Source organism: Streptomyces sp. NPDC086549 (genome assembly GCF_044746205.1).
Taxonomy (GTDB): Bacteria; Actinomycetota; Actinomycetes; order Streptomycetales; family Streptomycetaceae; genus Streptomyces.
On sequence record NZ_JBIVBS010000019.1, the window covers coordinates 146,881 to 166,904 of the forward strand.

At 70.1% G+C, this 20,024-nt stretch carries 19 protein-coding genes; 8 read left to right on the forward strand and 11 right to left on the reverse strand.

Going from position 1 to position 20,024, the window contains the following annotated elements; translation table 11 throughout:
• Positions 1-34: 34 nt before the first annotated feature.
• From ACIPSA_RS41485 to ACIPSA_RS41510, 6 genes are all read right to left on the reverse strand, one after another.
• Positions 35-886 (reverse strand): 4'-phosphopantetheinyl transferase family protein, encoded by an 852-nt coding sequence (locus tag ACIPSA_RS41485; RefSeq protein WP_402644852.1) that lies wholly within the window; start codon positions 884-886, stop codon positions 35-37.
• Positions 887-912: 26 nt separating this feature from the next.
• The gene (locus tag ACIPSA_RS41490; protein ID WP_402644854.1) at positions 913-2,310 is read right to left on the reverse strand and encodes a hypothetical protein; all 1,398 of its coding nucleotides are present in this window, start codon (positions 2,308-2,310) and stop codon (positions 913-915) included.
• Between the two features lie 56 nt (positions 2,311-2,366).
• Complete coding sequence (locus ACIPSA_RS41495) at positions 2,367-3,311, reverse strand: SRPBCC family protein (protein ID WP_402644856.1); 945 nt, start codon at positions 3,309-3,311, stop codon at positions 2,367-2,369.
• Between the two features lie 98 nt (positions 3,312-3,409).
• Positions 3,410-4,243 (reverse strand): BTAD domain-containing putative transcriptional regulator, encoded by an 834-nt coding sequence (locus ACIPSA_RS41500; RefSeq protein WP_402644859.1) that lies wholly within the window; start codon positions 4,241-4,243, stop codon positions 3,410-3,412.
• A 233-nt stretch (positions 4,244-4,476) separates the two neighbouring features.
• The gene (locus tag ACIPSA_RS41505; protein WP_402644862.1) at positions 4,477-5,124 is read right to left on the reverse strand and encodes a ScbR family autoregulator-binding transcription factor; all 648 of its coding nucleotides are present in this window, start codon (positions 5,122-5,124) and stop codon (positions 4,477-4,479) included.
• Between the two features lie 381 nt (positions 5,125-5,505).
• Positions 5,506-6,189 carry a ScbR family autoregulator-binding transcription factor gene (locus ACIPSA_RS41510; RefSeq protein WP_402644865.1) on the reverse strand — a complete coding sequence of 228 codons (684 nt, stop codon included), beginning with the start codon at positions 6,187-6,189 and terminating at the stop codon, positions 5,506-5,508.
• A gap of 168 nt (positions 6,190-6,357) precedes the next feature.
• Between ACIPSA_RS41510 and ACIPSA_RS41515 the strand changes: the two genes are divergently transcribed.
• Entirely contained in the window at positions 6,358-7,296 is a 939-nt protein-coding gene (locus ACIPSA_RS41515) for an NAD-dependent epimerase/dehydratase family protein (protein ID WP_402644867.1), read from the forward strand.
• On the opposite strand, the gene ACIPSA_RS41520 is transcribed toward ACIPSA_RS41515, so the two are convergent.
• Positions 7,276-8,544: a cytochrome P450 gene (locus ACIPSA_RS41520; RefSeq protein WP_402644869.1), complete on the reverse strand. Its 1,269-nt coding sequence runs from the start codon at positions 8,542-8,544 to the stop codon at positions 7,276-7,278. The genes ACIPSA_RS41515 and ACIPSA_RS41520 overlap by 21 nt on opposite strands.
• Positions 8,545-8,897: 353 nt before the next feature.
• Here ACIPSA_RS41520 and ACIPSA_RS41525 point away from each other — a divergent pair, with 353 nt between their 5' ends.
• Positions 8,898-9,914, forward strand: a complete 1,017-nt coding sequence (locus ACIPSA_RS41525) for a ScbA/BarX family gamma-butyrolactone biosynthesis protein (protein WP_402644871.1) — start codon at positions 8,898-8,900, stop codon at positions 9,912-9,914.
• Between the two features lie 172 nt (positions 9,915-10,086).
• On the opposite strand, the gene ACIPSA_RS41530 is transcribed toward ACIPSA_RS41525, so the two are convergent.
• Genes ACIPSA_RS41530 through ACIPSA_RS41540 form a run of 3 tightly spaced genes read right to left on the reverse strand, consistent with a single transcriptional unit; the run spans position 10,087 to position 13,105 of the window.
• The gene (locus ACIPSA_RS41530) at positions 10,087-10,488 is read right to left on the reverse strand and encodes a DUF6009 family protein (protein WP_402644873.1); all 402 of its coding nucleotides are present in this window, start codon (positions 10,486-10,488) and stop codon (positions 10,087-10,089) included.
• Positions 10,485-11,996: a phage/plasmid primase, P4 family gene (locus ACIPSA_RS41535; protein ID WP_402644876.1), complete on the reverse strand. Its 1,512-nt coding sequence runs from the start codon at positions 11,994-11,996 to the stop codon at positions 10,485-10,487. The genes ACIPSA_RS41530 and ACIPSA_RS41535 overlap by 4 nt, the downstream gene beginning before the upstream one ends.
• Positions 11,993-13,105 carry a bifunctional DNA primase/polymerase gene (locus ACIPSA_RS41540; protein WP_402644878.1) on the reverse strand — a complete coding sequence of 371 codons (1,113 nt, stop codon included), beginning with the start codon at positions 13,103-13,105 and terminating at the stop codon, positions 11,993-11,995. The genes ACIPSA_RS41535 and ACIPSA_RS41540 overlap by 4 nt, the downstream gene beginning before the upstream one ends.
• A gap of 891 nt (positions 13,106-13,996) precedes the next feature.
• On the opposite strand from ACIPSA_RS41540, the gene ACIPSA_RS41545 reads away from it, so the two are divergent.
• The 6 genes from ACIPSA_RS41545 (at position 13,997) to ACIPSA_RS41570 (ending at position 19,254) form a co-directional block, all read left to right on the forward strand.
• Positions 13,997-14,329 carry an acyl carrier protein gene (locus ACIPSA_RS41545; protein ID WP_402644880.1) on the forward strand — a complete coding sequence of 111 codons (333 nt, stop codon included), beginning with the start codon at positions 13,997-13,999 and terminating at the stop codon, positions 14,327-14,329.
• A gap of 215 nt (positions 14,330-14,544) precedes the next feature.
• A complete protein-coding gene (locus ACIPSA_RS41550; RefSeq protein ID WP_402644883.1) occupies positions 14,545-15,807 on the forward strand; it encodes an AAA family ATPase in 1,263 nt (420 codons plus the stop codon).
• Entirely contained in the window at positions 15,804-16,979 is a 1,176-nt protein-coding gene (locus ACIPSA_RS41555; RefSeq protein WP_402644885.1) for a ParB/RepB/Spo0J family partition protein, read from the forward strand. The genes ACIPSA_RS41550 and ACIPSA_RS41555 overlap by 4 nt, the downstream gene beginning before the upstream one ends.
• Positions 16,980-17,742: 763 nt before the next feature.
• Entirely contained in the window at positions 17,743-18,195 is a 453-nt protein-coding gene (locus ACIPSA_RS41560; RefSeq protein ID WP_402644887.1) for a MarR family transcriptional regulator, read from the forward strand.
• A 14-nt stretch (positions 18,196-18,209) separates the two neighbouring features.
• Positions 18,210-18,500: a replication initiation protein, RepL2 gene (locus tag ACIPSA_RS41565; protein ID WP_402644974.1), complete on the forward strand. Its 291-nt coding sequence runs from the start codon at positions 18,210-18,212 to the stop codon at positions 18,498-18,500.
• 352 nt (positions 18,501-18,852) lie between these two features.
• The gene (locus ACIPSA_RS41570; RefSeq protein ID WP_402644976.1) at positions 18,853-19,254 is read left to right on the forward strand and encodes a hypothetical protein; all 402 of its coding nucleotides are present in this window, start codon (positions 18,853-18,855) and stop codon (positions 19,252-19,254) included.
• 67 nt (positions 19,255-19,321) lie between these two features.
• Here ACIPSA_RS41570 and ACIPSA_RS41575 read toward each other — a convergent pair whose 3' ends face one another.
• Positions 19,322-19,972: a TetR/AcrR family transcriptional regulator gene (locus ACIPSA_RS41575; protein ID WP_402644889.1), complete on the reverse strand. Its 651-nt coding sequence runs from the start codon at positions 19,970-19,972 to the stop codon at positions 19,322-19,324.
• Between the last annotated feature and the right edge of the window lie 52 nt (positions 19,973-20,024).

Sequence of the window (20,024 nt, forward strand, 5' to 3'; positions counted from 1 at the left end):
CGGCGTCTCGCCCGCGCCCCGCCCCTGCGCCGCCTCATCGCCTGCCGGAGCCCCGCGGCCCCGGGAAACCGATGATGCGCGCGTCCGGCAGCGGCTCCGGTGCCGGTTCCGGCAGCGGCACGGGCACCACGGGGGCGCCGACTTCCGCCCGGGGTTCCTCCCGGCGGTGTGCCTCGCTCACCAGAAAGCGCCCCTGAACGAGATGGGTGGCGAAAGACCACTCGTGGGCGGCGTCCTCGGCCAGCGCGGCGCCCCCCGCGTCGTCCCAGCGGAAGCCGAACGCCGCGAACCGCCGCCGCATGCCCTGCCCGAGCGCCTTGGTGTACGCCTCCTTCAGCGTCCACAACCGCAGGAACCGGTCCGTACGCTCGGTGTCGGGCAGGGCGGCGAGCAGCTCGGCCTCCTCGGCGGTGCACACATGGTCGCGCAGCAGCTCGAAGGAGACCCGGCGCCCGACGGGCTCGGCGTCCACGCCGACCGCTCCGGCGCGGCTCACGCCGACCACGATCAGCTCGTCGGTGTGGGTGAGGCTCACGCGCAACTCCGCGCCCAGGCCGCGCAGGACGGGCCGCCCGCCCGGCAGGTACGCGAGGTCGAGGGTGTCCGCGGGGACCTGGAGGGCGGCGGCGGCCGTGTGCTTGACGACCACCCGTGAGACGGCGAAGCTCAACCGCCCGGCGGGGGCGGGGCGCTGCCGGTAGCGCGGCCAGTCACGGCCGAGCAGCCCGCGCAGCCCGGGGTCGAGCAGGGCAGGGGTCAGCCACTGGCCCCAGGTGGTGTGCACCACCGCCCGACCGGTCTCCTCGATCCGCTCCTGCACCTCGTCCCAGGGTCCGTCCGGACCGGCGACATGGCCGGGCGGTGGATGGTGCTGTACGTCCGACATGCGGCCCCTCGTGTTCCTCGTCCCGGTCACCACAGCAACTGGGTGGCGTACACGTCGCAGTCGACGCCGTGTCCGCTCCGCTCGGCGAGCTCGGCCCAGACAGCGGCCTGCGGGTCGGGCGCGGCGCCGGGCCGCGGGGCGCCGAGCCGGTCGGTGATCCGGCTCAGCGCGAGCAGTGCCCAGTCCGGTCCGCCCAGGAACCGCACCCACCCCTCGGCCGCGGCCTCGCGCACCCCCAGCACCGACGCGGCCAGCAGCAACAGGGCCTGACGGTCCGCCAGGGCACGCGCCACCGGGTCGGCCGGATCGTGCGAGGCGGTGGGACCGCACGCGACGCGCAGCGCCCGCTGCTCGGTCACCAGCCGACGCCCGACGCGGGCGAGCGCGGCGGTGGCCGAGTCGCCGTCGCCGGCCAGCCGGGCGGTCGCGCCGGTGAGCGTCGCCGCGACGGCGCCGTGGCAGTCGGCCTGCCCGGTCCCGACGTCCACCGGGGAGGTGTCCGCGAGCCGGAACAGCGCCCTGAGCTCAGGGTGTTCACCGTGCCGCGCCGGGTCGGTCAGCCCGGCCAGCCCTCGTACGACGCGCGCCTGCCACGCGGCCGCGGCCGTCCAGTCGACCTGGGCTTGCGCCCGGTCCCCGGCCAGCTTGGCCAGCGTGCGCCGCTCGGGGCTGTCGGCACGGAACCCGCATTCGTTCAGCACCAGTTCGAGATCGTCCAGCAGCTCACCGACCAGCTGCGGCACGACGTATCCCACGGCCGCGACGAGCCCGGACGACCCGTCGAGCATGGGGCCGACGGCATCGCCGGACACCAGCCCGCACGCACCACCGGCCGCGCCCTGCGTCCACGGAACGGACCGCAGCGCCACGGCCGTCAGGCTCTCGCAGGCCAGCAGGTCCGCGAACGTCGCGGCCAGCACGGGTCGCCACTGACCGACCCCCGGCTCGTGCCGGCTGAGCCCGTCCACGATGCGGGTCACGGTGCGCAGTACGCCCCCGGTCGCCGCGATCAGCGCCGCCGGCCCGAGCAGCGCGGCGGCCGGGTCCGAGGCGTCCAGCAGCGGGCGGATGCCCCAGGCGTGGCCGAGGGCCAGGTCCCGTCGGAAGACCGGGCGCAGAATGCGGGCGAGCTGATCGGCGGCGGGCCGCGCACCGCCCGGCCGCGGAACCGTGACCGCGGGCAGGTCGGCGGGAGGCTCCGGCAGGCTCCCCCGCCCCGCGGCCCACAGGGCGGGCTGGCCATAGGGGTTGGCGGGGTCATGGGGGTCGCCGAGCAGCGCCTCCAGCCGCATCGCGCGCAGCGCCACGCCGACCGGTGGCGGCACCTCGGCATACGCCTGCGCGGCCCGGGACGGCCCGGAGCCGTCTGCCGCCGCCGTCGGAGCGGGCCGCTCGACACTCAAGCCCGGCCGGATGAGGGCCATCGCCGACCTCCTCGTCGCTGTGGTCCAAGTCGCCGTACGGGTCGTACCGGGCGTCGTCATCGCAGCCGGCGTACGGCGCTCTCGGCGTGCCACTTCGCCAGGCCCAGCGCCTCGGTGCTCGCCCGGCCAAGCCACTCGCGCACATGACGGCGGGCGTCCACGAGGAGGGCTCCCTCGCCCAGGACGGCTTCTACGGCCTGCTCGCGGAGCATCACGTGATGGGCGGAGACGACCCGTACCCCGGACTCCTCCGGGACCAGGTACCACTCCCCGCTGTGCGCCGCGATCAGCTCGGGCGTCACGGTCTCCTTGTAGACGATCCGCCCTGCGTGCGGGAAGCACAGCCGTACGGTCTCGGTGGTGGCCGTCTCCCCCGTCTCCGCGGCGCACGTGTCCAGCGCGGCGACCTGGACGCCCGGCTGATCCTCGGTCACGCCGGCCCACTCCACGTGCGGGATCAGCTCGACCCAGTCCTCGATGCGGTAGAGGAAGTCGTAGACGAGTTCGGAGGGGCCCTCGACGTGCACACTGTCCTCGAACGACAGCAGCAGTTCGTCCAGCTTGTCCCAGTGCTCGGCCGTCGTCCGCAGCACGGCGAGCTGAGCGCGCACATCCGCCTCCAGGGCGCCCGGCGGCTCGCCGGGGCCGAAGGGCCGGTCGTGCCGGAGGGTCACCAGCGACCGTTCCTCGCCCTCGGGTTCCACGGTCCAGGCACCGGAGGTCGGCGCGCCGGGCAGGAAGGCGTCCTCCTGCTCGAACTCGATGGAGCGGGTCTGCGGCCGCAGCAGGCGGCGGGCGATGGAGGAACGCACGTGGTCGGCCCGCACGTCCCACACCCGCAGGTGTTCCTCCGAGCCGTCGAAGTCCATGCGTTCGACGTGGACGTGGGAGGGCATGAAGACCGGCCAGCGGGGGGCGTCGGCCAGCAGACCGTAGACCACTCCGGCGGGAGCGGCCACGGAGACCGTGTGCTGGGCGGAGTGCACTCGCTGTGACGACATGCGTGACCCCCCTCCTCCAGGTGCGATCAACGCTGCACCGCGGATCTGGAGCGGTGCTCGATCCCTGGTGGAGGGGGCGGGCCGGGCGCGCCGGACGGTCAGCCCACGGGAGCCGCGGACACGGTCTGCGTGAGACGGACGGGGGCAGTCTCGGGACCGGACATGAGGATGGAGCGCTGCATTTTGCCCAGGGCGGCGGACGGCTCCAGGCCGAGTGTGCGCACCAGGGTGGCGCGCAGCCGCTGGTAGGCGTCGAGTGCCTCGCCCCGGCGCCCGGAGCGGTACAGGGCCAGCATGTACTGGCCGCACAGGCTCTCGTGCGTGGGGTAGCGGCTGACCAGCACGGTCAGTTCGGCGAGCAGTTCCCGGTGCCGGCCGAGCCGCAGGTCGGCCTCGATGCGCTGATCGAGCGCGCACAGCCGGCTCTCCTCCAGCCGCTTGACCTGGGTCTGCAGATGGGGGCCGGCGTGCACGTCGGCGAGGGCCGGGCCGGTCCACAGGCTGAGCGCCTCGCGCAGCAGGCGGCCGGCCTGCGGGTGGTCCTCGGCGTCCATGGCCCGGTACCCGGTGCCGGCGAGCCGCTCGAACTCCCGGACGTCACTGGTGCCTTCACCGCACTTGAGTAAATAACCGCCGGGTACGGTCAGCAGCACGTCCTTGGCCGAGCGGCGGTCATCGGTGCCGTCGTCCGCGCCGTCCTCCAGCGCCACGGTGATGAGCTCGCGCAGCTGCAGGATGTACGTCTGGAGCGTGGGACGCGCGCTGCGGGGCGGTTCGGCGCCCCACAGCTCCTCGGTCAGCACGCCCACGGGCACCACCTGGTCGGCGTGCAGGGCCAGCAGGGCGAGCACCTGGCGTGGCTTGGGTGCGGTCGGTGTGATCGACACACCCTTCTCCCGTACGGCGAGTGTGCCGAGTACATCGATGTCCACGCCGTCTCCCCCGTTCTCTGGTGCCGTTCTGGACTTGTTCCCTAGCATCCCCGAGTAAAAAACAGCACGTGCGGTATGTCAATACCAAACCGGGCACCCTGCTTGCGCTCGACCCGGGCGCGAGATTCACACAGGCAAAAGCGCTGAATAGGTGACAAATAGGGCCAAAGTCAAAGCGAATTCAGCTATCCGATCATCTCTTCCCTGCGGATTTGACTCGCCCATTAACAGACCTAGTAGACGGTTTTACCTGGCGCGGTAGCCGCGGCCGTTTCAGCCGCCGCCAGCGCGGACTCCAGCTGGGACGCGGCCGCCAGTCGTGGCAGGAGGAAAGTCCAGAACTGGACCATGCGCTCACCCGAGAGCCACTCGCCGTCCCGGGAACCGAGTATCTCGAAGCCGACCGTGGCGGCCACGATTGCGGCCGCCGCCCCCTCCGGCGAGAGGTCGTCGGCCAGTTCCCCCGAGGCCTGGGCCCGTACGACCAGGTCGTGAACCCACTCGCTCCACCACTGCACCAGCCCCGCACCGTTCTTGCGGGACGGATCGACGCTCAGCTTGAGCCCCGCCCTGATCACGGGGTCGGAGGTGACGGCGAGCAGCAGACTGCAGGTGGTGTGCACCAGCGACTGCAACGAACTGTCGGCGGCGGACCGGCATCGTTCGGCCATCTTCTCGACCGAGTCCGCCGCCGCGGTCTCGACCTCCCTGGCCAAGGCGTCCTTGCTGGCGAAGTGGAAGTGCAGCGCGCCGGCGCTCACGCCGGCCCGCTTACTGATGGACGGGAGGGAGGCCATCGCGTACCCATCGGCGGCAAACACCTCGGCCGCCGCGAGGATGAGGGCATGGCGCGTACGCGCCGCCCGTACCTGCTTGACCATCACGCCTCTCTTCCCAGTTCCGTGCCAGGCCGCTCCCTCCGCAAGCGCTTCCGTCGATGGACGATCGAGCGACCAACCTCACCCCAACTAAACAGCATGCCAAGTATGTTTATCTGCCCCTGGGAACTCGATTGGCAGCCCATCGAGCGGCCCTCAAGGTGATCTCCGATTGAACAAGGGCAGCAACCGCCTGAGCACCGTTCATAGCCGCAGATGAAAGGTGCTCTCCAGCGTCGATATCTGATGACGGCTCAGATTTCGTCCCGCCAGGCAAACCGTCCGTTTGGTCTATTCATGAGGCGAAAGACCAACGAGAACGACCGGGTGGGCGGCGCGCTACGAGAGCCGCCCGCCGCCCGGATCCGGGGCAACCGCCGGGGATCACCCCGCCACGGCCTGGGCAGCCTCCAGCAACGCCGCCTCGCGGGCGAGTTGCTCGCTCTCGGCACCCAGCTCGGCCGCACGTTCGGCAGTGACGATCAGCCTGCCCAGCACGGCCGGCACCGCCACGGCGGGAAGCAGGTGCTGGAAGAGTGTCGCTATCCGCTCCTCCAGACCGACCCGCTTGTCCATGGTGGAGGAGTAGACCTGCACGCCGGTCCAGGCGGCCGAGAAGATCCACGCGCTCTCGGCCGGATCGACATGGGGCAGCAACTCGCCCTGTCCCTTCGCCTCCACAAGGATCGTCTCCGTGGCACCGATCCACTCGCTGATCAGCCGGGGCCCGAAGAACGCGCCCATCTCGCCCTCCAGGGAAAGCCGGGCGGAGGCACTCACCAACGGATCGCGGCGCATGTGGTACGCCGTGAGCAGACCCAGATCCACGAGCTGCTGCAGCTTGCAGGTCCTGTCACCCATGAACAGGACGGAGAACTGCTCGGCGATCACTCCCTCGGCAAGCGCTTGCTTGGAAGGGAAGTGGAAGTACAGCGCCCCCTTGGTGACGCCGGCCTTCGTGAGGATCTCACCGATCGTGGCGGCTTCGTAACCGCGCTCGTCGAAGACGGATGCCGCAGCCTCCAAGATCGCTTGACGGGTGCGGATCGCCCGCTCCTGTTGGGCCACGAGTCCTCCTGCTGTCGTTCCGCGGGCGCGGGTCCAATGTTCACCGACTTACCGCGCCCACTAGAAACCAAACCAGGTAGTCCGTATTTTCACAAGCTGGCGGGGGGTGAAGTCATCGCCTCCTGACCAAAAATCGCAACGTCTGCGATGACACTGGGGGAGCTGTGCATGGCACGACATGTTCTGATCACCGGGGCGAGCGGCTTCATCGGACGGCATGTGGTCCGCACCGCGTTCGGCAGACCGGACATCACGATTCAGCTGGTTCTGCACCATGACGCACCCCCGGCGGCCGCCCGGCGGGGCGTCGACACCGTCCGCGCGGACCTTTCCGACCCCGCCTCGGTGCGCGGACTGTGCCGGGGCGTCGACGCGGTGGTGCACTGTGCCTCGCGCGTGAGCGGCGACGAGGAGGTCCTGCGCGCGGTCAACGACCGGGGCACCGAGGCGCTGATGGCCGACGCGCTGCGGCACGGAGTGCGCCGTGTCGTGTATGTGAGCACCGCCGCCGTCTACGGCCGCGGGCCCTTCCGCGAGGCGGACGCGCGCTCCCTGTCCGTCCGTCCGCTCTCCGCGGCCAGCCGCACCCGTGCGGCCGCCGAGCGGCACGTGCTGGCCGCCGGGGGCACGGTACTGCGCCCGCACCTCGTCTACGGAACCGGCGACCGCTGGGTGATCCCCGGTCTGGCCTGGCTGATGCTGCGGCTGGGTGCGGCACCGACGTGCACGTCCAGCCATTCCGCCGTGGACGTCGACGCGCTGGCTCGAGCCGCGCTCGCCGCGGCGCTGTCGGACCGTGATCCGGCGGGAGTCCACCATGTCAACCATCCGTGCCCGGTGCGGGGGCAGGACCTGGTCGAGGCCGTCCTGGCCCACCTGCGGCAGGGCGTCACCGGCACCGTCGTACCGGACCTGGCGAAGGCCCGCCTCGCGGACGACCCTCGGGCGCTGCACCACTTCGAGATGCTGGCGACGGACCACTGGTTCGCCGGCGACGACGTCTGGCGGCTGCTGGGCTGCGACCCGGGGACGGATCCCGTACGGGGACTGGCCCGCCACGCGCGGTGGTACCGGGAACAACTGGGTTCACTGCGCGCCGGCGGCTGAGGCTTCCGCGCTCCGCCGCCCGAGCAGGACGGGCAGCTCCTGGTGTCCGTTGGAGATGAACGACTCCAGGCGGGGCAGTTGCTCGGCGGGGACGGCCAGGGCGGCGTCGGGGAACCGGTCGAAGAAACCTCGCAGGACGGTCTCCGCCTCCAGTCGGGCGAGTTGGGCCCCCACACAGAAGTGGGGGCCGTGGCCGAAGGCGAGGTGCTCTCGGCGGGTGACGCGCGTGACGTCGAACCGGTCGGCGTCGCCGCCGTGCACCGCGCGGTCCCGCCCGGCCGACGCGAAGGAGATGACCAGCGGATCGCCTTTGCGAATCACCGTCCCCCCGACGACCATCTCGTCGACGGCGTAGCGCAGGATGCCGTTCGCGCCCGGCGCCTCCAGCCTGAGGGCCTCGTCGACGGCGTCGCTCCAAGTGGCCCGCCCGGCCCGGATGAGCGCGAGTTGCTCGGGATGGCTCAGGAGCAGGCAGATGACGTGGTCCAGCAGGTTCACGGTGGTCTCGTAGCCCGCGGTGAACAGCAGGATCAGGTTGTCGACCAGCTCCTTCTCGGTGAGCCGGCTCCCGTCCCGCTCGTCCCTCGCGGCGATCAGCGCGCTGGTCAGGTCGTCGCCCGGCACGCTCCGCTTGAGCGCGAGGAGCTCCCCCATCGTCCGGTAGAGATCGAGCTGGTTCTGCCGCGCCGCGTCCAGGGAGGCCGTGGTGTCGAAGAAGCCGTTGATGATCCGGTTCAGACGGGCGTGGAACTCCACGGGGATGCCGAAGAGATCGATCACCAGCCGGGTGGGCAGTTCGTGCGCGAGCCGGAGCCGGAGGTCGACCGGCCGCTCCGGCGGCTCCTGCGCGAGCTCGTCGAGCAGGTGCCGTGTGATCTCCTCGACGCGGGGGCGCAGTTCCTGCACCCTGCGCGCGGTGAACGCCGAGGAAACGAGCCCGCGCAGGCGTCTGTGGTCCTCCCCGTAGGCGGTGACCATGTTCTGCACCGACACCCAGATCGCCAGCGGCCAGGTTTCGCCGATCTCGCCATTGGTCCACGCCGGCCAGTGCTGGTACGCGTCCTTGGAGACGCGAGGGTCGGTCAGCAGTTGCTTGATCGTTTCCTGGCCGGTGACGAACCAGGCTTCCACTCCGCCGGGCAGCACAACGCGGCTGACCTGCCCCTGCTCACCAAGACGGGCCGTTTCGCCGTGGATGTCCCGGCCTGACGGGTCGATCGCGTACGGGCATTCCTGCTGACGGGGCATGAGGGTGTCTCCAAGAGGGCGGGAACTGCACCTGGAGCGGCCACACAGCAAACCGCATGACCGGTATTATCACAGTCTTCAAAGTTGCGCTACGCGGTCGTCTCCTACCGGAGAGAGAGTGGCACAGATCCCGAACCTTTGCACGAGATGTCCCGGCGAACGGAATGGTTCCCCCCGCTTTCAACTGGGATCACTTGCGTATCGGGAGAGATTGTTCCGTTCTCAAACTTCGCTTGAGAACGGGACGACTCGCCGGACGAACACTCTCGTATAAGCCTTGAAAAGAAAACCGGTAGGTTCGTATCTTATGGACAACTGGCCTACAACCTCTCGGCAACGAGCGGAGATCCCAGATGACTGCCTTGACGTTCCAGAAGGAAAAACCACCCATATCGATCCCGGGCAGGGAGGCAGCCCGGGTCGACACCGACCTCCCGCCAAAGCTCACGACCACGGTGCCGCGCGAGTACGTCCACCGCTCGTCCCACGCCGAGGTCTTCCTCACCGGCTGCGAGAAGCACAGCGACACCCACTACACCCTGGCCGGGCAATGGCCGCGTGCGCACACGTTCTTCACCAGCCCGGACGGCCTGAGTCATGATCCGATGCAGGCTGCTGAAACCATTCGCCAGGTCGGACTGTTCCTGGCGCACGCTGAGTTCGACGTCCCGCTCGGTCACCAGTTCCTGCTGTGGGACATCCACACCACCACACACCAGGAACACATGGACATCGGCGCGGGGCCCAGCGATCTGACGCTCACCGCCAACGTCACCGAGATGCGGCGACGCGGCGCGCGGGTCGCCGAGTTCACCCTGGACATCGGCATCGTTCGTGCCGGTCAGCTGTGTGCCGTCGGCGGGGGACGGTTCACATGTCTGTCACCGGCCACATACCGCCGGCTGCGGGGGTCGGCGGGCGGCGACAAGTGGCACAACCGCAAGCCGTGGCCGTCCGAGGTCCGGCCGCACACCTTGGGCAAGCTCGTGCCCTTCGACGTGGTGCTCTCGCCCACCGAACAGGGCCGCCGCTGGCTGCTCAACCCTGACCCGCGCCACCCCATCCTGTTCGACCACAGCGGGGACCACTTCCCCGGCATGGTGCTGCTGGAAGCGGCCCGGCAGGCGGCCAGCGCCCTGCTCCAGCCGTCCACACTGACCGTGTCCTCGGCCCACACCGAGTTCCACCGCTACGCGGAGTTCGACAGGCCGTGCTGGATCGAGGCCTCGCTGCCGCCCACCCAGGCCGCCGGCTCACCCACCGTGCTGGTCACCGGCCGCCAGGGCGAAGACGTGGTCTTCACATCCCTTCTCACCGGAACGCTGCGTCTGCCGGGCGCCGGTGGGACGGGCGCGCACGGCACGCCCTGAGCCGACCGGACGGTGTGTCCGAGTCCGATCGGCACCGCCCGCCCCCTCACGGGAAAAGCGTCGGCACCGCACCGCAGAACACGACTCCCTGGCGGGGGACACGGACGATTTCCGACAGTCGTGCCCCAAGACCTCCCGTGACAGACCGTCCAGGGTGTCACTGCCGCTGCCGTCACAGCGGCAGTGACACCCCGCACTCCTGCGACTGCGCCGACGTGGGCCCGCCCTCGGACCGCTCCGTCTTGCGCCCCTTGCTGCCCGGCGCCAATGTGCGCGGGTCCACCGCTTCGGCCGGCGCCCCGGTGGCGTACAGCCCGTCGGGGACGGCATCCCGGTCGTGCGGCAGCAACCAGAACACCCGGCGGCGGAAGGTGCCGGAGGACCGGGACGGCTTGGCCCCTGGGCCGAGCAGTGCGTAGCCGACCATACGGCCGTCGCGGTGGTAGGCGGGCCTGCCCCTGCGGGTGGGCAGCCGGTCCAGGCTCTGGCGCACGTAGTCCAGCTTGCTGACGTCCTCCAGCCAGACGAAGTCGACCTCGTGGATGATTTCGTCCTCTTCTATGAGGGCACTCATGCTGTCTCCTCATCGGCGATCAGTCCGATGCCCGGGTAGTACTTGCGCTGGTTGGACAGGATCATCTCCTTCGGAGACGCCAGCCCAACCACCTCTCGGACCCGCGCCGCGAAGGCCCGGGACGATATCGCCGGAGCCCCCTCATTTTGACACCACGTCTTGTAGACCGCGTAGAGCTGGGCCTGTTCTGCCCTCAGATCCGGCCCGAGACAGCACGACTCCGACAGGAAGCGCCCAGTGTGGTCCTCGGTCTCCGCGTACGCCGTGGTGGCGATGCGCACCCGCTCGGGGCCGGCGAGGTCCTTCTCACCGCTCAGATAGCGGCGAGCACCCAGGATGAGCCAGTTGAGGATGCCGGGGCCCTCCTCGGTGACGAGGATGTCCGCCAGGTTGTCGATCTTGCGGTTGTCGGGGACGACCCGCTCGAACGGGATCAGCCGCATCCGGCGCCAGAACGCGAAGCCGCCGGTGCCGACTTCGGGCCGGTGGTTGCCGAGCAGCCAGAGCTTGTGGGTCGGCTGGAAGCTGAAGAAGTCCTGACGCATGCGCCGCGCCTTGATGCGGTCGCCACCGGTCAGCAGCTTCACCCGCGCCTCGTCGAACCGGTCCCCCGGCTTCACCTCACTGCACACGATGACCCGTCGGCCGTGCAGCTCGGCCAGGTCGGTGGGGTGCCCCTCGTACGGCCGGGCCATCAGGAAGCCCGGCGGCGCGGCATCCGCGTAGTCACCGACGAGCTTCATCAGCACGTCCAGCAGCACCGACTTACCGTTCTTGCCGGAGCCGAACAGGAACGGCATCACCTGGCCGCCGACGTCCCCCGTGACGGAGTAGCCCAGCAGCAGATGCAGGAAGTCGATCATCTCCGCGCCCTCGGGCCCGTCGCCGAAGGTGTCGGCGAGGAACCGGTCCCAGCGCGGGGTCGGCATCGCCTGCGGGGCGGCCGTGGTGGAGCGGGAGTGGAAGTCCTTGTCCGGGTCGGGCGTACGGATCAGACCGGTGCGCAGATCGACGATGCCGCCCGGAGTGCACAGCGCGTAGGGGTCGGCGTCCAGCCGGGCGGCGTTGAGGACCATGCCGGGCGCGGACTTGGCCTGCGCGAGCATCGCGTTCATGCCACTGGTGCTCAGCGCGCGCCGACGGTGCTGCAGCAGCGCGGAGGACGTGTGCGCGCCGCGCGGGTCGTCGGTCGCCAAGGACTCCGCCAGGTCCCCCGCGGCCCACATCACCGTGTCGTCCTCGTCGATCTGCCAGCGGGTGCTGTCCCAGCGGTACCAGCCGAGCCCGGGCACGTGCCGGTAGTCGTTGGAGTAGAGCTTCACGAACAGCTTGGCGTTGCCGCGGTCGCTGAGGGTGTCGGGCAGCAGCCCGTCGGCGGTGGCCTCCCCGTCTCCGCCCGCGCCGAGCCGGCTCTCCCCCGCCTGCCTGGGCACCGGCGCACTGCGCTGGGCAAGGATCTGCGCCGCTACCGCCTGGGCGTCGAAGAGCGCGTTGTCGTCGGCGGTCACCCACGGCCTCCCGGGGACAGCGGGCGCTGCCGACCCGCACTCAGACCTCCACGGATGATGGCGCGGTAGCGCCGTTGCTGCCCCGGCCTGGCGTGCTCCGCGACCTGGTCCAGCACCCGCTCGGCCTCCTCCTCGGTCAAGTGCCCGCCGGCGACCAGTCCCCCGGCGGTGTAGGCGGCCCTGTTGAGCTTCTCCGAGAAGCCCGCCCCTTCGGGGACGGCAGCACAGGCGGCCACCTCGGCCAGTACTGCGGTCAGGGCCCGGTCGGCACTGGCACGCCCGCCCCCGGCGGCCAGCACGGCCTGCCGGGCTCTCGGTGGCACCGGGCGCGGCACGGGCACGTGCGCGGGCGGCAGATGCCCGGTGCGCTCCAGCTCGCGCGCCAGCCAGCCGGGCAACGGCGCGGGCTCCCGTACCGGTCCGACGGGCTCGTACACCCCTGCCCCGGTCACGGTCCCCGGGGCGATGATGTACCCGCCGTGCGCCCTGATGTCGACCTGCCAGGCCAGCGAACGGCCCCCACCCGAACCGGCGGAGCACTGCCAGCGCTGCCCGCTGTGCGCCCGGTACCAGACGTGCAGGCCCCCTGAGGGCGTGCGCACGCGCAGGGTGGTCTCGTCGTCCGCCGGGCTCCGTTGGCCGCGCAGGGCGGCCAGCACGCCGATGGTGTGGAAGCCGTTGGCGAGGCCCGTCAGGTCGACGCCGGCGGAAATCTCTATCCCCGGCAGCAGACGGTCCCGGTCCGGCAGCGCCTGGGCGTGCGCGTCGATGTCGACGACCACCAGGCCCGCGGGACCGCAGGCGATCCCGACGCCGAAGCGGGGGTTCGCCCCCCACCACTGCTCGACCCTGGCGTAGTCGAGGGTGGCGGCGTGGAATCCGTGACACCAGCGACCGGCGGCCGGACAGCCACAGCCCCGGTGAGTGTGCCCGGACTCGCGGCAGGCCTCGCAGTTGCCCGCGGGGGTCTTGCGCCCCGGTGCCAGCGGATGGACGGGCCAGCCCCGCCCGACACACCACCGTGCCGTCGCCAGCGACCGGGCGGCATCCTGCGGCTCGGGAGTCGGCTGCCTTGAGTCGCTGCGCGAAACCCGCAGCTCAGCAGCCATCCACATCCCCCACCAGCGACCGAAGCGACTCAACGACTGAGACAGATTAGCGAACCACACGGACAGAAGGGGACACAGGGAAAGACAAAAAACACCCGCGTGTCGCTCCTGGCCCTCAAGCGACCGAACGTGAACCCCCCAGCGACCGAAGCTCCTTCGGTCGCTGTCCCAGTAGCTCAACGAACATGCAGGTCACAGGGTACGCAGATACCCAGACAGCGACTGAAGCGACTCAAGCTCCCTATATATGACGCGCACACGCACACGCGCACACGCGCGAATGTCTCCATATACCTGGACCTTCGGTCGCTTCAGTCGCTTTTCCATGCTCAGACCCACTCTGACCTGGGCTTTTCCTCAGCGACTGAAAACGGTCGCAGCGATCTTCGGTCGCTCCCCTTCAGTCGCTGCCAGCGACTCAAGCGCCCCACTGGCGACAACCCGCTCCACTCAGGCTCCTCGCGAACGAGTTGAGCGACTCAAGCGACCCTGCAGCGAACCTGGACGTCGCGCCCCGGCTCCCGCCCTTCTGGCCCGCGCTCAACCCCGCCCCAGAGTCGCTTCGGTCGCTTCGGTCGCTCTCCTCCCAGCCCCGACCGGCCTATTACGACGTAATAGCCTCCGCCGCCCCGGGCTCTCCCCCGTCCCTGGGCTCCCTGTCAGCCCGTTGCCCATTACGGCGTAATAGCCCTGTCCGCTCCCCCGCCCCCTCCTCCCTCCCACTCCAACCCATTACGGCGTAATAGCTCCGGGTCGCCCCACCCCACCCCACCCCACCCCACCCCGCCCCCGCAGGACCTGAGTCCCCGTCAACGAAGACTCAAGCCGCCTCCGCCAGGCTGCTCGCGGAAACGCACCCCATCCACCCGGCAGCCGGAAGGAAGCCCGCCGATGGCCTCAGCACCGTGGAACCCGACGTTCGAGACCGTCCTTCAGCGGGGTCTTCCCGGCCTGGGCAAGGGCAAGGCTCCCGCGGCCGACGAACCGCTGGAGACCTACGGCCTGGACTCCCTGGCCCTGATCGGTATCGTGAGCGCGCTTGAGTCCGCGTTCGGCATCAGCCTGGCCGGCCAGGTCGTCATCCCCGTCCGGACCCTGACCGCAGGTCAGCTGTGGGGCATCGTCTCCGCCGCGCTCCAGCCCGGCTGGGACACCTCCGGTCCTGCCTCGCGCCCCTCCTCCCGCTTCGCCACGCAGGGCCCGAGCCCGTGGGCCATCGCCTGACGCTCCCCCAGTCCCCCATCGCCCCACCCGCATCGCCGCACCCCCATTACGGCGTAATAGCCCCGGCGCCCCCTTGATCCCCGCCCCGGCTATTACGCCGTAATACGTCTCGGTACGGCCACGTGCCCGACCCCGCACCCCACCGAGACCGGCCAACTTTCCCTAACTAACGTGTCGGATGAGATTTCGATCAAGCACGTTAGTAAGGTAGCCCCATGAGTTCTCCAGCCACCTCCAGTGACCGCGAGAAGGTCGTCTCCAAGCTGCCGGGTTGGCTCCGGCAGGACCTCAAAGTCAGGGCCGCCCAGCACGGCCTCGAGATCCAGAGCGCCGTCGAGCAGGGCATCGCTGCCTGGTGCACGCTCGCCTCCGCCTTGGAGCCCATCGACACCGCGGGTGCCGACTCCTTCTCCACCTTCCTCCCCCAGGGCCAGTGGGACGACTTCAAGCGGACGGCCGCCGACCGTGGAGTCTCCCTCATCCAGGGCCTCGCCCAGTCCGTCAAGCTCTGGCTCGACACCAACCCCGCCCCCGACGTCGTTCGACCGGCCGTCACCCGCCGTATCGTCGTGTGCAACCAGAAGGGCGGTGTCGGCAAGACCGCCATCACCGCCGGCACTGGCGAGGCGATGGCCGAGGATCCCAACAAGCTCCACCCGGTCCGTGTGGCCAAGCAGCTCGTCGCCGCTCTCCGCGCCGTCGAGGCCGACGGGCCCGAGACCACGACCGACGACCCGCTGGACATCGAGAGTCTCCCCGGCCTCGGCATGCGCGTCCTCCTGGTCGACTTCGACCCCCAGTGCCACCTCACCAACCAGCTCGGCGCCACCCCCGTGCCGATGAACGGCGACAGCCTCACCAACCACATGGCGGGCGACCCCAAGGGAGACCTGCGCGACCTCGTCGTCTCGATCGACGACGACAACTTCGGCGGCCGCCTGCACCTCCTCCCCGGCTGCAACGACGCCTTCCTCCTCGATGTGCGTCTCTCGGCGGTTCGAGCCCGCGAGGCCGCGCTCGAACGGGCCTTGGCCCCCCTGGAGCCCGACTACGACGTCATCCTCATCGACTGCCCGCCCAGCCTCGGGCTGAGCATGGACGCCGCCGCCTACTACGGTCGCCGCCGGGACAACGAGAAGCCCGGCCAGTCGGGCGCCCTTGTCGTCGTGCAGGCAGAGGACAGCTCCGCCGACGCCTACGAGCTCCTCACCACCCAGATCGAGGATCTGCGCGCCGACCTTTCCCTTGAGATCGACTACCTGGGCATCGTCGTCAACCTCTACGACGGCCGCCGCGGTTACATCGCCACCTCCTCCCTGCAAGGCTGGGTGGACATAAAGGATCCGCGCGTGGTGGGCCTCATCGGCGATCTGAAGGAACAGAAGGAAGCCGTCCGGATGAAGCAGCCGTTGCTCTCCTACGCCCCCAAGTCCCAGCAGGCCGTCAGCATGCGCGCCCTGGCCCGGGAGATCTCATGACGAAGAAGGCCGACCAGCTGGGTGCGGGCCGGTTCGGGGCCTCGGCACGACCGGTCAGCGCTCGCCGCGCAGCCGTGGCGGCCGCCACCGGGGTGCCCACGGAAGGAGTCGCCCCGCCCACCGAACTCCCCACCCACCGCATCAGCCTGAACCCCGACAACCCCCGCTCGACCCTCGGCGACCTGACCGACCTCGCGGGCAGCCTCAGCACGCACGGGCAGAAGCAGGCGATCACGGTCATGAACCGCGACGTCTACATCAAGGCCAACCCCGACCACGAGGCCGACATCGAAGCGGACGCCCATTACGTCGTCATCGATGGCAGCAGCCGTCTGGCGGCCGCCCGTGAAGCAGGCCTGTCCACCATCAAGGTCATGGTCAGCGACGACCAGGGCAGCACCTCCGAGGAACTCCTCGAATCCGCGCTGGTGGCCAACATCCACCGCCAGGACCTCGAGGAACTCGACGAGGCCAAGGCCCTCAACCGCCTCCTGTCGATCCACGGCAGCCAGACGGCTCTGGCCAAGCGCCTCCACCGCTCCCAGGGCTGGGTGTCCCAGCGCCTGGCCCTGCTGAACCTCACGCCCGAACTCCAGTCCCGTATCGGCCAGGACCCCATCGACCTCCTGCGCGCGGTCGGCAACAAGCCGGCCGAACAGCAGGAGACGGTCCTGGAGGAACTGAAGGCGGAACGAGCCCGCAGGGAAGCGGAGCGTCCTTCGCAGAAGCCCGGCAAGCGCCCGGCCGCTGCCACTCCCGAGCCCACCGCCTATTACGACGTAATAGAAGAACCCTCCTCGGAGCCGGAGCCCTCCCCGGAGCTGGACCTCATTCCCGAGCCGGATCCCACCCCCGAGGAAACCTCCACCCCCCATGGGGACGCGACCCCCACGACGGACGCGATTCCCACCATGGATACGACTCCCGCCACGGACACGACTCCCACGAGGGACGCGACCTTCACCACGGACGCGACCCTTCGCACGGACACGGTCCCCGAACCCCGCACCGACTCCCCGAACCTCCCGAAGCTCCCCTACGACGACGGCGCCTTCCTCGCGATGCACCTCATCCGCAAGATGACGGACACCGAGTTCGACAAGATGCTCAGCATCCTCAACGACCACCAGCGACAGCGCGCCACAGCCGTCGGTACCACCACCGAGAGCTGAAGGACCGAAGCACCGAAGCGTGGGGCCCCTGCCGAACGAAGGCAGGGGCCCCACGCTCTGTCTATTACGCCGTAATAGCTCGCCCTCCCTCGCAGGCGAGGACGCGGGGGAGTGGCTGCGGGGGAGTGGCCGCTCTCGCCGCGCCCACCTGCAGCCCGTCCCACCCCCTGTCCAGGACCGAACAGGCGTGGCTGAGACCGGGTAGTGGTTGCTGGAGACACACGCGCGCCTGCCCGTCCGGCGCCCCCGCCGCCGTGGCTGACTTTCGGTGGCTGAGGTCCAGAAGGGGTGGCGTAGGCAGGTCGACGACGTGAACCGGGTATAGGTGCGGTGAGGGCTTCCCGGACATAGTCCGGGATCCCCCGAAACCGTCCCCTGTGGACCGGCCCTGACCAACTGCCTGCCGCACCCCGCGTAGCCGACGACGGCCTTAGCTCCAAGTAAGAGAGCGTCCCGGGCCCAGACCCGCGCTGACCTGCGAAAACGTTGGTTCCCACCCAGTTCCTACGATCTGGCAGGCAGTTCGAGGGATCGTGGGCCAACGATCCTAGGATCGTGGCAGATTGACTTCACGTTCATGAAGGCGGTCCCGAAAAGCGCCCTTCCACGCCGTCCGGGGAGCGCTCAGGGACCGGCGGAGGAGTCCAGCGACACGGCTGCTGGGCAGGGTTCATCGACTTCTTGCTCATGTACGTTAAGTTCATCTGGTCGGCCTGGGAGCCGCACCTCATGGACTCTTCAGCAACCAGCCTCGGAGGCACTGTTGGGAACAGCGCGCAGATTGCTGGACGCTGACACAGGTGAGATCGTCCCGTATGCGCCGTACGCCTTCTCCGGCCGGCATACCCAGGTCGACAAGACACGGGTGGAGGCGATCACCGAAAGCAGGGCCTTCACGCCCAGCCAGAAGTTCCTCGTCCTGTGGTGGATCGGAGTGTCGCCGGGAGGCATGGAGCCCCTCAAGGCCACCGGCGCGGACATCGGAAAGCGGGTCGGCATGTCCACCGATGCCGTCGGGAAGATCAACCGGAAGTTGGCCAAGCACCGCATCCTGATCGTCCGCGGACGCATCGGGAACTACAACTTCTACCGGATCAGCCCGTACATTGCCTTTCACGGGACCGGGATCGAACAGCGCGAGGCCATCAAGACCTGCAACCCGCCGGACATCCCCGGATTCGACGAGTCAACCCCCGCACGGTGGGAGGCAAAGTGAGCGACACCAAGGACATGACCCTCCGCCTGCTTGAGCACACCGCCGGTCTGCCTGCCAACCAGCGCCTGATCCTGATGCTCTACGCAGCGCACCCGACGGACCGTGCCGGCACGGTCGGCAAGACGGCCGCCGAGCTCGCCGACATCCTCGGCATGTCGCCCACCGTCTTCTCCCGCACCCGCCGTCAGATCGTCGAGTCCGGCTGGCTCGAGGAGTCCGAGCGTCTCGGACACATCCGCTACTACCGCCTGAGCCCCAAGGCCACCGGCGAAGAGGTCGTCGTACCCCTCCGGCGAGCGACCTGACCCGTCCCGCCCGACGTGGCTGATTGACGTCACGTTCATCAGCCACGTCCGCCAGGACGTCCCAAGTGCACCTGACGCCAATCGCCGCGGAGTCCGGCCGCGGGGGAGTGGGATGCCACCGGAACCGGCGTCACCACATGCTTCATCACCCGCCTCACGCGGGTTCCGGACGTCACGAAACCCACTTGCCTGTCGTGCCGCGCCCGCACCCCCGCGACCCTTCGGCCGTCCGGCACGCTCAAGATCCTCCGGAGTGCTGCTCGCAGTCCGGGTCGTGCCGACGCTGAGCGCCACCGAGGCACTCCTGACCGACGCCATCGAGCGGATCGCGTGCTGGCTGGGGGAGTAGCAGCTGGCGGACGGCACGTGGACCGACAAGTGGCATGCGTCGCCGTACTTCTCGACGATGCGCTGCGCCGTGGCACTGCACCAGCACGGAGGGTCCGCCCACCGGGCCACGATGGCCCGGGCCGTCGACTGGATCCTCGCGGGCCAGCACCCGGACGGCTCCTTCGGCCGCTGGGGCGGTACGCCGGAGGAGACCGCGTACGCCGTGCAGACGCTGCTGCGCACCTCGTCGCCCGGCGCGGCCCGCGAGGAGGCGGCGGCGCGGCGCGGCGTCGCCCACCTGCTGGACCACCTGAGCGACACCGGCCACCGCGAGCTGTGGATCGGCAAGGAGCTCTACGTCCCGGTCCACATGGTGCGCGGGGCCGTCATCGGCGCGCTGGCACTGGCGGCGTCGCGGGGGTAACGCCGGTCCTCGGCGGGGCCGGGGAGGGAGGGCGCCGACACCTGGGACCGGGAGCGCCGGGCCGTGCTCAGGCGTGTGCCAGGCTCTCGCCCAGCCCGGCCCGCAGGCCGTCGAAGGCCAGGCCGGCGTCGGCGTCGGCCCGCGGGGCAGCGGCGTCGGCGGTGTCGCCGGCCAGGATCCGCAGCCAGTTGGAGTGGGCGAGGACGCGCTGGGAGGCGATGACCTGGCCGGCCAGCAGGCGGGCGGTGATGTCCGGCCCGGCGGGGTCGCCCGCCGCGTCGGCCAGTTCCCGGGCCAGCAGGTCCTCGGCCTGGGCGAGGTACTCGCCGAGGCGGCTGACCAGGCTCGGCGTCGAGTAGACCAGCGCGTGGAAGCGGACCACCTCGGGGTGGTCGTTGAGCCCGGTGATGGGGTCGCGGCGGGCCAGCGCGGCGACGAAGTCCCGGTGCAGGGCGGCCAGCGGGGTCATTCCCGCGGGCCGTTCGCGCACGGCGGTGGCCGCGGCCGCCCGGTGGTCGGCGAAGCGGTGGACGACCAGGTCCTCCTTGGCCGGGAAGTAGTTGAACAGTGTCGGCTTGGACACCTCGGCGGCGGCCGCGATGTCCACCACCGACACCGGGTCGAACCCGTGCCGGAGGAACAGCGAGATCGCGGCGTCGGAGATCGCCCGCCGCGTCCGCTGCTTCTGGCGCTGCCGTCCCGTCAGGGCCTGGGTCATGTCCATCACCCCTTCTCCCGGCCCACCCTAGCGCAACCAGGTCAAGAATATA

What these genes read in the sequence shown, in the direction of transcription:
- ACIPSA_RS41485 (WP_402644852.1), bottom strand. Translation starts at nt 886, where the DNA reads ATGTCGGACGTACAGCACCATCCACCGCCCGGCCATGTCGCCGGTCCG.
- ACIPSA_RS41490 (WP_402644854.1), bottom strand. Translation starts at nt 2,310, where the DNA reads ATGGCCCTCATCCGGCCGGGCTTGAGTGTCGAGCGGCCCGCTCCGACG.
- ACIPSA_RS41495 (WP_402644856.1), bottom strand. Translation starts at nt 3,311, where the DNA reads ATGTCGTCACAGCGAGTGCACTCCGCCCAGCACACGGTCTCCGTGGCC.
- ACIPSA_RS41505 (WP_402644862.1), bottom strand. Translation starts at nt 5,124, where the DNA reads ATGGTCAAGCAGGTACGGGCGGCGCGTACGCGCCATGCCCTCATCCTC.
- ACIPSA_RS41515 (WP_402644867.1), top strand. Translation starts at nt 6,358, where the DNA reads ATGGCACGACATGTTCTGATCACCGGGGCGAGCGGCTTCATCGGACGG.
- ACIPSA_RS41520 (WP_402644869.1), bottom strand. Translation starts at nt 8,544, where the DNA reads ATGCCCCGTCAGCAGGAATGCCCGTACGCGATCGACCCGTCAGGCCGG.
- ACIPSA_RS41525 (WP_402644871.1), top strand. Translation starts at nt 8,898, where the DNA reads ATGACTGCCTTGACGTTCCAGAAGGAAAAACCACCCATATCGATCCCG.
- ACIPSA_RS41530 (WP_402644873.1), bottom strand. Translation starts at nt 10,488, where the DNA reads ATGAGTGCCCTCATAGAAGAGGACGAAATCATCCACGAGGTCGACTTC.
- ACIPSA_RS41540 (WP_402644878.1), bottom strand. Translation starts at nt 13,105, where the DNA reads ATGGCTGCTGAGCTGCGGGTTTCGCGCAGCGACTCAAGGCAGCCGACT.
- ACIPSA_RS41545 (WP_402644880.1), top strand. Translation starts at nt 13,997, where the DNA reads ATGGCCTCAGCACCGTGGAACCCGACGTTCGAGACCGTCCTTCAGCGG.
- ACIPSA_RS41550 (WP_402644883.1), top strand. Translation starts at nt 14,545, where the DNA reads ATGAGTTCTCCAGCCACCTCCAGTGACCGCGAGAAGGTCGTCTCCAAG.
- ACIPSA_RS41555 (WP_402644885.1), top strand. Translation starts at nt 15,804, where the DNA reads ATGACGAAGAAGGCCGACCAGCTGGGTGCGGGCCGGTTCGGGGCCTCG.
- ACIPSA_RS41565 (WP_402644974.1), top strand. Translation starts at nt 18,210, where the DNA reads ATGACCCTCCGCCTGCTTGAGCACACCGCCGGTCTGCCTGCCAACCAG.
- ACIPSA_RS41575 (WP_402644889.1), bottom strand. Translation starts at nt 19,972, where the DNA reads ATGACCCAGGCCCTGACGGGACGGCAGCGCCAGAAGCAGCGGACGCGG.